General features: G+C 64.0%; 9 protein-coding genes. 2 read left to right on the top strand and 7 right to left on the bottom strand.

What is annotated here, in order from left to right; genetic code table 11:
- Nucleotides 1–10: 10 nt before the first annotated feature.
- Both ACFSNN_RS28330 and ACFSNN_RS28325 read right to left on the bottom strand, forming a co-directional pair.
- Entirely contained in the window at nt 11–2,263 is a 2,253-nt protein-coding gene (locus ACFSNN_RS28330; RefSeq protein WP_134464959.1) for a xanthine dehydrogenase family protein molybdopterin-binding subunit, read from the bottom strand.
- 1 nt (nt 2,264) lies between these two features.
- Nucleotides 2,265–2,720: a (2Fe-2S)-binding protein gene (locus tag ACFSNN_RS28325; RefSeq protein WP_106280786.1), complete on the bottom strand. Its 456-nt coding sequence runs from the start codon at nt 2,718–2,720 to the stop codon at nt 2,265–2,267.
- A 409-nt stretch (nt 2,721–3,129) separates the two neighbouring features.
- Between ACFSNN_RS28325 and ACFSNN_RS28320 the strand changes: the two genes are divergently transcribed.
- Together ACFSNN_RS28320 and ACFSNN_RS28315 are read left to right on the top strand one after the other, a co-directional pair.
- Nucleotides 3,130–3,528, top strand: a complete 399-nt coding sequence (locus tag ACFSNN_RS28320; protein WP_134464961.1) for a hypothetical protein — start codon at nt 3,130–3,132, stop codon at nt 3,526–3,528.
- Nucleotides 3,529–4,019: 491 nt separating this feature from the next.
- Entirely contained in the window at nt 4,020–4,838 is an 819-nt protein-coding gene (locus tag ACFSNN_RS28315; RefSeq protein ID WP_134464963.1) for an alpha/beta fold hydrolase, read from the top strand.
- Nucleotides 4,839–4,848: 10 nt separating this feature from the next.
- Here the strand turns inward: ACFSNN_RS28315 and ACFSNN_RS28310 are convergent, their stop codons facing one another.
- The 5 genes from ACFSNN_RS28310 to ACFSNN_RS28290 form a co-directional block, all read right to left on the bottom strand.
- The gene (locus ACFSNN_RS28310; RefSeq protein WP_134464965.1) at nt 4,849–5,829 is read right to left on the bottom strand and encodes a peptidoglycan DD-metalloendopeptidase family protein; all 981 of its coding nucleotides are present in this window, start codon (nt 5,827–5,829) and stop codon (nt 4,849–4,851) included.
- A gap of 768 nt (nt 5,830–6,597) precedes the next feature.
- Nucleotides 6,598–7,860: a c-type cytochrome gene (locus ACFSNN_RS28305; RefSeq protein ID WP_134464967.1), complete on the bottom strand. Its 1,263-nt coding sequence runs from the start codon at nt 7,858–7,860 to the stop codon at nt 6,598–6,600.
- Entirely contained in the window at nt 7,857–8,639 is a 783-nt protein-coding gene (locus ACFSNN_RS28300) for a (2Fe-2S)-binding protein (protein WP_244322998.1), read from the bottom strand. The genes ACFSNN_RS28305 and ACFSNN_RS28300 overlap by 4 nt, the downstream gene beginning before the upstream one ends.
- Nucleotides 8,636–11,464 carry a xanthine dehydrogenase family protein molybdopterin-binding subunit gene (locus ACFSNN_RS28295; RefSeq protein WP_134464969.1) on the bottom strand — a complete coding sequence of 943 codons (2,829 nt, stop codon included), beginning with the start codon at nt 11,462–11,464 and terminating at the stop codon, nt 8,636–8,638. The genes ACFSNN_RS28300 and ACFSNN_RS28295 overlap by 4 nt, the downstream gene beginning before the upstream one ends.
- A gap of 485 nt (nt 11,465–11,949) precedes the next feature.
- Entirely contained in the window at nt 11,950–12,705 is a 756-nt protein-coding gene (locus ACFSNN_RS28290; protein WP_134464971.1) for a DeoR/GlpR family DNA-binding transcription regulator, read from the bottom strand.
- Nucleotides 12,706–12,777: the final 72 nt, after the last annotated feature.

Raw genomic sequence — 12,777 nt, 5'->3', positions numbered from 1 at the left:
CGGGCTCCGCTCAGACGGTTTGCAGTTGGCTGCCGACCGGCAATTGCCGCAGCCGCTTGCCGGTGGCCGCGTAAATCGCGTTGGTCAGCGCGGGCGCGAGCGCGGCCGTGCCAGGTTCGCCGATGCCGCCGGGCGCCTCGCTGCTCTTCACGATATGCACCTCGATAGGCGGTGTCTGATCGATCCGCAGCATCCGGTAGTCGGTGAAGTTGTTCTGCTCGACGCGGCCGTCCTTGATCGTGATCTCGCTGTAGAGCGCCGCCGTGATGCCGAAGATGATGCCACCCTGCACCTGCGCTTCGATTGTGTTCGGGTTGACCACCATGCCGCAATCGACCGCGCAGACCACGTGCTTGACGGCCACCTCGCCCTGCTCCACCGCGACGTCGACGACGATCGCGAAGAAGCTGCCGAACGCATGCATGACCGACACGCCGCGCCCCTGGCCCTTCGGCAGCGCGCTGCCCCAGTTCGCCGCTTGCGTGGCGACGTTGAGCACGTTCAGCGCGCGCGGAGTCTTGCCGAGCAGGTCCTGACGATATTTGACAGGATCGACCTTGGCCTGCGCCGCGAGTTCGTCGATGAAACTCTCCACCACGAAGGTGCCGCGCGTCGGTCCCACGCCGCGCCAGAATGCGGTGGGCACCGCGTGCGGCTCCTGGCGGACGTAGTCGATCAACTGGTTGGGCAGGTCGTACGGCAAGTCCGACGCGACCTCGACCGCGTCCGGATCGATGCCGTTCTTGAACGCGGGAGGCGCGAACCGCGCCAGTATCGAGGAGCCGACAATGCGGTGCTGCCATGCGACCGGTTTGCCATTCGCATCGAGCCCGGCCGAAATCTTGTCGTAGTAATACGGGCGGTACATGTCGTGCTGAATGTCTTCTTCGCGAGTCCAGACCACCTTCACCGGCGTCGAGACCTGCTTCGCGACCTTGACAGCTTGCGTGACCATGTCGAACTCGAGCCGCCGGCCGAAGCCGCCGCCGATCAGATGGTTGTGCACGACGATCTTGTCGGCGGGCAAACCCGTGACCGCCGCGGCGGCATCCACCACGCGCGTCGGCACCTGCGAACCGAGCCAGACATCGCAACCGTCGGGGCGCACATGCACCGTGCAGTTGATCGGCTCCATGGTGGCGTGCGCGAGAAACGGCTGCTGATACACGGCGTCGACGCGCGTCTTCGCATTGGAGAACGCGTTGCCGACGTCGCCGTCTTTGCGCGCCACCGCGCCGTCGCGCTGCGAGGCATTGGCGAGATCGTCGACGATCTGCTTCATCGACAGGTTCGCGCCCGCGCCTTCGTTCCACTTGATGACGAGCGCCTGCACGCCGCGTTTGGCGGCCCACGTGTGGTCGCCGATCACCGCGACCGCGTTGTCGATCTTGATGACCTGGCGCACGCCGGGAATTTTCTTCGCATTGGTATCGTCGACGCTCGCGAGCGTGCCGCCGAACACCGGGCAGTTCGCGATCGCCGCGTAGACCATGTCGGGCACGCGCACGTCGAGCCCGAACAGTGCGGTGCCGTCCACTTTCTCCGGCGAGTCGAGGCGTTTGACCGCCGTGCCGATCAGCTTGAAGTCCTTCGGGTCCTTCAGTTTGACGTTCTGCGGCGCGGGAAGACCGGCGGCGGCGGTCACCAGTTCACCATAGCTGACACTGCGCTTGCTGGCCTCGTGAATCACCTGTCCGGACTGTGCATGGCAGCTTGCGGGATCGACCTGCCATTGCTGCGCCGCCGCGCTGATCAGCATGGTGCGCGCGGTGGCGCCCGCTTTGCGCATCGGCTCCCACGCATAGCGGATCGAGGTCGAGCCGCCCGTGAGCTGGCCGCCGAGCAGCGGGTCCATGAAGAGCTTTTCGTTCGGCGGCGCGTGATCGATGGTGACCGCATCGAGCGGCACTTCGAGTTCTTCGGCGATCAGCATCGGAATCGACGTGTAGACGCCCTGGCCCATCTCGACCTTCGGAATCACGAGCGTGACCTTGCCCGCGGTATCGATCTGAATGAACGCGTTCGGCGCGAACACGCCGCTTTGCGGCGCTTCGACACCGTCGCCGCCGATCACCGACTTGCCGGCCTTCTGATCCTGACTGGCGGCCGGCATGCTGAAGCCGAGCAACAGCCCCCCGCCCGCCGCTGCGCCGACCGTCACGCCGAGTTTCAGAAAGCCACGGCGCGACAAGCCACCTGCGACGCGCGCGCCGCCCTTCGACGCTTGCGCGCCATTGTGTGAATCAAGCAAACCTTGGGACATATCAAGCCCCCTTGGCGGCTTGCTTGATCGCCGCGCGGATGCGGTTGTAGGTTCCACAGCGGCAGATATTGCCGGCCATGGCGGCGTCGATGTCCGCGTCGGTAGGATTGGGATTGCCGGCCAGCAGTGAAGCCGCCGACATGACCTGACCCGACTGACAGTAGCCGCATTGCACCACGTCCAGTTGACGCCAGGCCTGCTGCACCTTCTGACCGGCCGGCGTGCTGCCCACCGCTTCGATCGTCGTGATCTTTTTATCGCCGACGGCCGCTGCCGGCAGTACGCACGAGCGCACCGCCACGCCGTCGAGGTGCACGGTGCACGCGCCGCATTGCGCGATGCCGCAACCGAACTTCGTGCCGGTCAGACCGACGATATCGCGCAGCACCCACAGAAGAGGCATGTCGGGTGGCGCGTCGACGGTGTGCGTCTGGCCATTGATATTCAGCGTTGTCATTGAGCGGCTCCGAGTGGGGATTATTGTTTATCAGGCTGTTTAGACAGAGACGTCGAACCAAAACGTAAAGGCTCGCCGCGTTTATTCCACTGACTGGACTAATACGTGTAACGTTTTTCCGGTCGTTGCAAACGGCGATAAATGCGCAGGCGCGAGCGCGCCGATACTGACCGGCGAATTGTAGACGCGACTTAAAAAGTTCGCTTCGTGACTGCACACCGGTGGCCGGCTCGAAGCATTTCGCGGATGATAATGGCGCGTTTGAAAGCTGTTGTTAATCGTCGGGAGACGATCCGCGCATCGGCCTGAACGACCGGCCTTTATGCGACCCGTGAATCTTGTTGAATCAATAGCGGGCGATTTTGTTAGCATGGTCCGGTCTGACTGACTATCCGAAGGAGCAGCACACATGAACGACTCGCAATGCACTCAATTCCTCTCGGACATTCGCCGACCGCTGTTGGCGCTGCACAAGGCCATTCTCGACCACGAGCGTGCCGTGTATGAAAAGGAATTCGGACCGGTCACGCCGGCGGCTTTCCTGCAGGTGCTCATCAACGGATCGGGGTTCCGCTGGCTCACGCCGCTCTCGACGGTCATTGCGAACGTCGACGAAATTCTCGACGATAAGGAAGCCGAGGCCACTGACCGCACCGCCGCGGCCGAAGCGGTGACGGGACTCTTCTCGCCCGACCAGCCGAACAATGCTTTTCTGCCGCGCTATCTGCCGCTGTTGCAGGCCGATCCGGCAATCCTGCATCAGCATGGCCAGGTGTCGCAGCTGTTGCGCGGGATCGAATCGAAGTAGCCGGTTGCGCGCGGCCTGGTGTGCTCGCGTGGTGCGAGTTCGGGCCGCGCGTTGGTTGCGATTTGCTTGCGCGATGGTTGCGATTTGTTGTCGGCATGATCGCAGGTGTGGCGCGTGGCGTTCAACCCGCCTCGCCTCCCGAATTTCCTCACCATCGAAAGCACGCGTTTCGATCGATCGCGACTTGTCCGCTCGACGGCGGCATGCGTGCGTCGCCGAGCGATTACCAGGCTTTTCAAACACGGCCAACACAACGAAGCCTTATTTCAGGCCAATTTGTGCGCGATTCGTAAGAGTGCGTGTTGCCGGCCCCACCCGTTTTCGATTGAAACGAGTGCGCGATCGAGTCCTGGCCGAATTTGCCTGGCTTTGCTGAATAAAACAAAGGTGAGCTTCTGCGGGAGATGTTCAGCGGGAGCTACGGAAAGCCGCTCAGCATGCTTTGTGAAGCTTTGCTAAGGTAGGCAAACTTCCTCGCGACGTTCATCGCCATGCAAACCTGGCCGCTCCCCGAAAGCTATACCTTCCGCGATCAAGCCGTGCGTTTCAACGTGAGCGGCAATGGTCCGCCGCTGGTGCTGGTGCACGGCACGCCGTTTTCTTCGTATGTGTGGCATCGCATTGCTCCGCATCTCGCCCGGACGCGCACGGTCTATTACTACGACCTGCTCGGCTACGGGCAATCCGAACAGCGCGACGGCCAGGACGTCTCGCTCGGCGTGCAGAACGCTTTGCTGGCGGAATTGCTCGCGCATTGGCGACTGACAAGCCCGGATGTCATCGCTCATGATTTCGGCGGCGCGACTTCATTGCGCGCGCATCTGATCGATGGCTGCGACTACCGGAGCCTCACGCTGATCGATCCGGTGGCGGTCGCGCCATGGGGTTCGCCGTTCGTGCGGCACGTGCGCGACCACGGCGACGCGTTCGCCGGACTGCCGCCGTATATCCACGAAGCGGTGGTGAAAGCGTACCTGCGCGGCGCGATAGCGCGCGAGATTCCGGGCGACGAACTCGCGCCCTATGTGAAGCCATGGCTCGGCGCAACCGGCCAGGCCGCGTTCTACCGGCAGATCGCGCAAATGGATCAGCGCTACACCGACGAAGTCGAAGCGCGCTATTCGCAGTTACGCTGCCCGGTGCAGATCTTGTGGGGCGAAGAGGACCAGTGGATTCCACTGGCGCGCGGCCGGCAACTGGCCGCGGCCATACCGGAAGCGCGCTTTCAGGCGGTGCCGAAAGCCGGCCACCTGATGCAGGAAGATGCGCCGGAGGCGATCGTCGCCGCGGTGCTGCTGTGGCTGGATTGAAGCCGCGCTTCTAGCCGCGTCCTTGCGGCAGGTACGGCATCGGATCGATCGGTTTGCCGTCACGGCGCAACTCAAAGCCCACGGAAACGCGCGAGTTGTTTTCGTCGCCCATCTCGGCGATCTGCTGTCCCTGCGCGACGATATCGCCGGTTTTGACCAGCAGCTTGCGGTTGTGCGAATAGGCGGTCAGAAAGTCCTTGTTGTGCTGGACGATGATCAGACTGCCGTAGCTGTTCAGACCCGTGCCGGCATACATCACCTTGCCGTCGGCGGCTGCGCGTACCGGATCACCCGGCTTGCCACCGATTTCGATGCCGCGTGTCTCGCCCGGCTGGAATCCTTCGACCACACGTCCGCCCGCGGGCCAGGCCAGCGCTACGGCGTTCGCGTGCCGCGCGGTTTGGTGCGCCACTTCGCGTGCTTCGGCGGCACTGAGCGCCGGCGACTGCGCGGACTGCGCCGATTGGACAGCTTGCGCGGCTTGCACGACTTGCGCGCCTTGCGACGGTGACTGCGCGGCGCCCGCCGCGCTTGCCGCCGCCTGCCGCGCCGCGACCGGCGTGGATGCCGCCGCGGCTTTCGCCGCCGCATTGGCCGCATCCACCGCTCGCACTGTTTCCGGCGACGCGACGTGCAAGACCTGTCCCAACTTCAAGCGCGAGGACGCCTTCAATCCATTCCAGGTTAGCAACTGCTTTACGCTGCAATGATGATGCTGCGCGATGCGCGCCAGGCTGTCGCCACGTTTGACGCGATACACGAGCGGCGGCGATTTCCTGAGCAGCGCGCTCTGCTCGGCGCTGATGCCGGGCGGCGCGGCCGCCGTCACATCAGATGCAGGCGCGCTTGCTACCGGCACACTGGACGCAGGCGCCGCTGCCGCGCCTGTCTGGGCGCCCTGCTGCCCCACATTCGCACAACCGCCGACCGCGAGCGCGACCCATACGCCGGCCAGACTGGCCATCATTGTTCTGTCGAAGCGCTTTCCCATCTTGTTCGACTCCTGCCTCGTTCATTGGCGAGCCGGATGCCGCCTTGCCGCAGCGATGCGCACGCCAGGACGGCGCGCTGCTTTCCCTGCGACATGGCAAAGCCGCCTCGTGCGGCGCTCACCCATGCCTTTGCCGACCAACCCAACCCCTCGCCCTCACAAGCTGCCGGATGCCGCCAGAACAGCCGATCTTCCGCGAAAAGGGCCAGATTGCCGATTAAAATTCAAGCGGAATTGTAAAGTGCGTTTTAACAAAACGCGTCAACCCACATACTTTGATACAAACCTTACGCAGCGTATTGCGGTCATCGTTGCGCATGCAACGTGTACGGCGGCGGCGCGAGCCCGTCAGGCATCCGCGTGACCGCCGCAAGTCCGGGTGTTGTCGGACCGCATTTCGTGCGTCGCCGGCGAATCGGGTGCGGGTTTGCAAGTCATGTCAAGCGCACCCATGGCGATGCCTCGGCAAGCGCACGGTAACGTTTGCATTAACGGCAAAGTGGCATGGAAACTTGAATCGCCGGCTTCGGCAGGCGGGACGCGGGAGGAAGAGTCGCGTCGGCGCGCGGGCGGCACGGAGGCCTTCCGGTTCGATGGAATGCGAACAGCGGGATTGACGTGCGTGAGTGGCCCCGACGGCTTTTGTCCAGGTATCCTTCGCAAGACCACCGTGCATTAAAAAACCGACGCCCTTAACCAGAGAGCGTCGGTTTCTTTAAATGCCTGCACCTGGTGCCTGATACAAAGCGCCAGAAATACAGCAACGGTTCAACGCAGCGCTTTCACCGCGTCCGCCGTCACATCGGCAGGCTGACCGCCCCACGTCGCACGCAGATAGTTGGCGAGTTGTGCGAGTTCCGCATCGCTGAGCTGCGTGGCAAAGCCCGGCATCTCCTGCATCCGTTCGAGGCCCGGAAAATCCTGCGCGCCGATGCCGTCGAGCATCGCCACGATCAGGTTGTGGGCATCGCGTTGACGCAGCGTCGAATTGCCGTGCATCGGCACCGCGACATGCGGCTTGCCTTCGCCGTTCAGACCATGACAGCCCGCGCACACGGCGAGATACACGTTGCGCCCTGCTTCGAGCTGAGCGGCGTCAGCGGAAACGGACTGCAGCGGTTGCGGCGCGGGCGCCTGGTCGCCGAGCAGATAGGTCGACATGGCGCGCAGGTCGTCGTGCGTCAGGTACTGGCTGCTCAGATGCACCACCGGGTACATTTCGCCGAATGCCGAGCCCTGCGGCGCGATGCCGGTGGCGAAGAAGGTCTGCAGATCGGCGGCGGTCCAGCCACGCGCCGCGAGACCGTGCGGCGTGATGTCCGGCGCCGCGATCCGGCCGAGCGCCGCGCCGGTCAGCGGCTTCGCGCCGTCGAGCTGGCCGAACGTGCCGCGCGGCGTATGACACTCGGCGCAATGGCCGAGCGCGCTCGCCAGATAGCGGCCGCGATTCCACTCCGCTGTCTGTCCCGTCGACGCATCCGGCAACGCGTCTTTCAGGAACACCCAGTTCCAGAAACGCACGCCGAAACGCAGGTTGAACGGGAACGACAGTTCGGGCTCGTGGTTCGCCACCGCAGCCGGCTTCTGCGCCATCAGGTACTTGTAGATCGCATCGCTGTCCGCGCGCGACAACTGACGGTACGACGTATACGGCATCGCCGGATAGAGCTGCTTGTCCGGCGTGACGCCGTCGTGCAGCGCCTTGTACAGATCGTCCGCGCTCCAGTTGCCGATGCCGTGGTCCTTGTCCGGCGTGATGTTGGTGCCGTAGAAGGTGCCGAATGGCGAAGCCAGCTTCACGCCGCCGGCGAACGGCGCGCCGTCGGCCGTGGTGTGACAGGCGGCGCAGTCGGCGGCTTTGACAAGGTAGCGGCCGCGCGCGAGTGGGTCGGCGGCGGTGGATTGTGGTCCCAATGCGGCGGCCGCGGCAAGCGCGCCGGTGTCGTCGTGCTTGCCGCCGCACGCGCTCAGCGTGAGCATCGCACCGAGCAGCAACAGCGCGCGGCGCAAGGTGATCGGTCGAATCATCATGCGGCGTCCTTTACGAGGCCCGGCGTCGTCAGCACGACTTCCTTCACGGCTTCGTAGTAGCGCACGTAGCCCGTACAGCGGCAGATGTGATCGTTCAGCGCTTCGGTGATGGTCGCCTCGACTTTGTCTTTGGCGACCGGCTGACGCTTCAGGCGTTCGATCAACACGATCGCCGCATTGACGAAGCCCGGCGTGCAGTAGCCGCACTGAAAACTGAAGTGCTCGAGAAACTTCTGCTGGATCGGCGCCAATTCGACGACCTCGCCCGCTTCGTTGCGCTTCGCGTGGCCTTCGATCGTGCGGATGGATTTGCCGTGGAAAAAATTCGCGCCGGTGATGCAGGTGCGCACTTCTTCGCTGGTGCCGTCCGGTTTGTCGACGATCACCACGCACGCGTGGCAGATGCCCTGGCCGCAGCCGAGGCGCGAGCCGGTGAGGTGCAGATACTCATGCAGGTAATCGATCATCATCAGCCCGGCGGGCACATCGGTCGGGCCGACGATCTCGCCGTTCACCTTGATCGACAGCGGCATCGAGCGGAAATGCGTCAGCGGTCGCTCGACCACGGCGGCAGCGGACGCGCCCGCAGGCGCGCTCGCGGCGACGGGAGCCGAAGCCCCGGCGACGCCGCTCGCGGGAGCAGCAGGCGAGCCGCTCGCAGAAGCTACGGAAGCGCTGCTAGCGGGAGCCGTGCCGAGCGCCGCGGAAGCGCCGCTTGCCGCGGCGGCGCTCACCGCGCCACTAGCGGCATTAGCGTTGGTTTGATTAAGTGCCGTCATGCGAGCACCTCCTGAATACGTTGCGGGGTGACCGGCAGGTCGGTAAAGCGATGTCCGATCGCGTGCGCGATCCCGTTCACGATGGCGCCGACCACCGGAATCATCACCACTTCGGCGATGCCCTTCGGCGGATCGGTCTCGGTCAGCGGCGGCAGCACTTCGCCGGTCTGGGTCCAGACGGCGACATCCGTGGCGCGCGGCAAGTGGTAGCGATTGAAATTCCACGTGCCGTTGCCGGGACCGTCTTCGTAGAGCGGCAAATATTCATGCAGCGCGTGGCCGATGCCCATCGCCAGCCCGCCTTGCAACTGGCCCGACACGAGTTGCGGCGAGATCTGATTGCCGCACTCCATGATCGAGTGATGCGCGAGCAGATCGACCTTGCCGCTCGCTTCATGCACCGACAGTTCAACCAGCGTGCCGACCGCGCTGTAATACGTCACGGCCGCGTTGTTGCGCTGGACCGGCGGAATGAACACGCGCTGACGATCCAGCACGCGGTAGCGATTCGACGTGGTCTGCGTCTTCTGCTTATCGGTCGGAGCGCTGTCGCCGTAGCGCACGGCGAGTCCGTCGAGCGGCCAACGCTCGACGCTGCCGTCGATCTCGAAGTCCGCTTCGGTCCACTGCCAGCGGTTGAACACGTGCACGGTCGCGCCGGTCACGAGTCCGAGTTCGTGCGCCTTCTTTGCGAGCTGTTCGAACGGCAGCGCTTCGAGGCCGGCCGCGGAAAGCTTGCCGTCGACCCAGCGCGCGTCTTCGATACGCACCACCAGGGGCGCGGCCTGGCCGCCGCCGATGCCCAGGCTCCAGATCGACATCGCCGCCGGCCACAGGCCATGCGTGAACACGACGCGCGCCGCTTCGCGCGTGCTGTGCGTGAAGTAGTAAGCGGAATTCGTCGCGCTCGAGGGCGACGCGTAACCCGGCGACCAGCGCGGATTCGCCGCGAGCTTGTCCTGATCCGCTTGCGACATCATGTACGGATCGCCGCTCGTCACCACCGGCAGATCGGGCCAGTCGGTGATGGCGACATGCACGTCGGTGGCCGGCTTGCCGAGCCACTTCGCCACCGCGACGGCCTGCGAGGTCGACATGCCGGTGCCGATTTCAGCGGCGGTATGTTGCAGGCTGATCTTGCCGTCGGCGCTGAATTCGACCTTCGCGAACGAGGTTTCCGCGCCCGTGCCGAAGTCCTTCTGCACGCACGCAAAGCCGACGCCGTAGCGCTTGCCCGGATGCGCCGCCTCGAACTCGGCCTTGCGCTTCGCGCGGTTCGTCCACAGCGGGTGCAGCTTCGCCTTGTTCAGCACGTCGTCGACGCGAATCGCGCCGGCCGGCACCGCGCCTTGCGTATTCTTCATGCCAGAACGCAGCGCATTTTTCAGGCGGAACTCGATCGGATCGAGTTCGAGCTGCGCGGCGATTTCGTCGATCATCATCTCGGTGGCGGCCATGCTCTGCAGCGTGCCGTAGCCGCGCGCGGAACCCGCGTCGATCGCGCGCGAAGCAATCGCCACCGCCGACAGATCGTTCTTCGGGAAGTAATAGATCGACTGCGCGGCCGTCGCGCCGACCATCGCCACCGACGGCGAAAAGTTGCAGCGTCCGCCGCCGTTCGCTTCCATCTCCGCCTTGAACGATTGCAAAAGACCGCTCTTTTTATCGACGGCGATGCGGTAGTGCATCTTGAACGCGTGGCGCTTCAACGAAGTCTGGAACTGCTCGTAGCGATCGTTGGCGAGGCGCACGGGACGGCCGTCCGAATACATCGCGCAGACGAGGCCGTAGAACGGCACGTTGAAGTGATCCTTGGAACCGTAGCCCACCGTGTAGCACGGGTGGATGAACAGATGCTTCACCGGGAACGCGCACTTCGCAACCATCCCGGCGGCGCTCTCGGCGACCTCGGACGGCGCCTGGGTCGGCACGACCATATGCAGCGATTGCGTCGCCGCGTCGTACCAGCAGTTCGCGTTGTCGGGCTCGAGCGCGGCCGTGTCGATCGACTGCGTGTTGTACTCGCGCTCCATCACCAGCCAGTCCGGCGACGGCTGATCGAGTTCCTGCTGGATGCGCGCGGCGTGGAACATGCCCTGCTCGTCGAGTTTGCCGTGTTCGACGCCGTCCGGCCACACCGGTTGATGCTTGCGCATCATGCTCGGGAAAACAGGGGCGTCTTTCAGACTGGAGAAGGTGTCTTCGTCGTACGGCGTCTTGCCGCCGACGCGCACGAAGCGGAACGTGCCCCACGGATCGCGTTCGAGCGCGCCGGTCGGCGCGCCGTAACGGATGATCTGATCCTGGAACTTCAGCTTGTCTTTCGCGAAACGGAAGCGCGCGAAGTCGTGATAGATCAGGATCGCCACCGCCTGGCCGAGATACGCGGGCGTCTTGCCCGGCGGCAACAGCATGTCGTCGCCATAGAAGGCCGGGAAGATCAGGCCGTCGCGCGCGAGATCGGCGGCGGTAATTACGCGGTCCGGCTTCAGTTCGTCGCCGAGCAGCGACAGGTCGAAGCCTTCGTAGCTGCGGTCGGCTTGCGTCGTGCGCAGAATGAACGCGTGCGATTGCTGCTGCGGCCAGTGCGGCATGTCGGCGGCGCGAATGTCGCGGGCGAACACTTTCGAGCCGGTCACTTTGGCAATCCCGTCGATGCGGAATTTCGCCTGGCCGTTGGCCGCATCCCACTGCACGGGCGTCAGGATTTTTTCTTCGAACAACGCAGCGAATGCGCGGCTGCCCATCGGCGCGATATATACCGACACACCCGCCAACACGCTGGCCTTCAGAAAACTGCGACGCGAAAGGTCGAGTTTCCCCATGGACTTCTCCTTTAGTGAATACGGCGGCAACCCGGCCTCGCGGGGGCTTGCTTCGAGGCGTTGTCCAAAGGACTTGCATCGAGGCGGCCCGCAACGTAACTGCCTGACGGCGGCGTCAGAAGTATGCAGCATCGCGCGCGAGCGTCCGCGTGCGTGCTGGCACAGCACTAACTTGCGTTGGACGGCTGTCACCACGAGGGGAGGTATTCGAACCGCGGACGCTATCCAACGTCCGGGCGTACCGGCGACCAGCGACAACCGTCACTTCGGTCGTGCCGCAGTCGATCTGATTGACCTTGAACTACCGTGAGTTGCCTTTCCTCGCCCCACAGAGGGCAAGGGGCGGGATTATCGCGTTGATTCGCCACAGCGTGCGTCAAATTTTGTTCGCTATCTCGCAAATAACGGATCTGGTATGAAGCGCTATATTCGCAGGTTTACAGCGGTTTTCGGCGATTTTTCGATCTTTTAATCGGCATGCCAAACTATGCGCGCACGACGCTAATACCCAAGGCTTCGAACGGCGAGGTCAACGCCTCATCCGTGTTCCGCTCGACGACGATCGTACCGGCCGCTGTCACATCCGCGATCTTGTACGCCGAGGCCGCATTGAGTTTTTCCGCCGACGCCAGCACCACCGTCTCCGCCGCGTGTTCTGCGAACGCGCGTTTCACGTAGGCCTCTTCCCTATCGCCGGTGCTTAGGCCCGCTTGCGGATGCACGCCGGTCACGCCCATGAAATACAGGTCCGCGCGAATGTGGCTGAGCGTTTCGATGGCCGCGGCGCCGACGTTGACCATCGAATGCCGGAACAGGCGGCCGCCGATCATGACGACCTCGAGCCCGGCATGTTCCACGAGTTCGACGGCGACGCTCGGGCTATGCGTGACGATCGTCGCGTGCAAATCCCGCGGCAGATGGCGCGCCAACTGCACGGCCGTCGTGCCACCGTCGACGAACGCAATCTGGCCGTGCGCGATCATGGCCGCCGCCGCCCGCCCAATCGCCGCCTTCGACGCCGATTCGATCCGCTCGCGCCCGGCAAAATCCACCGCTGCCGGCGACGCCGGCAGTGCGCCGCCATGTACGCGCTGAAGCAGGCCTTCGGCGGCGAGTTCGCGCAGATCGCGGCGAATCGTGTCCTCGGAGACTTCGAATTCAGCGCTCAAGCTTTTGGCGATCACTTGCCCGTTGCGCTTGAGCGCGTCGAGTATCAGCTGCTTTCTTTGCGATGTAAGCACGGCGATTGGTCCTTGGCGGATTCCGCAGAGTTGCACGAAATTACTTGTTTTTGCACGATATCGCACGATACC

The sequence above is a fragment of the Paraburkholderia dipogonis genome (assembly GCF_042680985.1).
GTDB lineage: Bacteria > Pseudomonadota > Gammaproteobacteria > Burkholderiales > Burkholderiaceae > Paraburkholderia > Paraburkholderia phytofirmans.
This window is presented reverse-complemented; position numbering and strand designations above follow the sequence as displayed.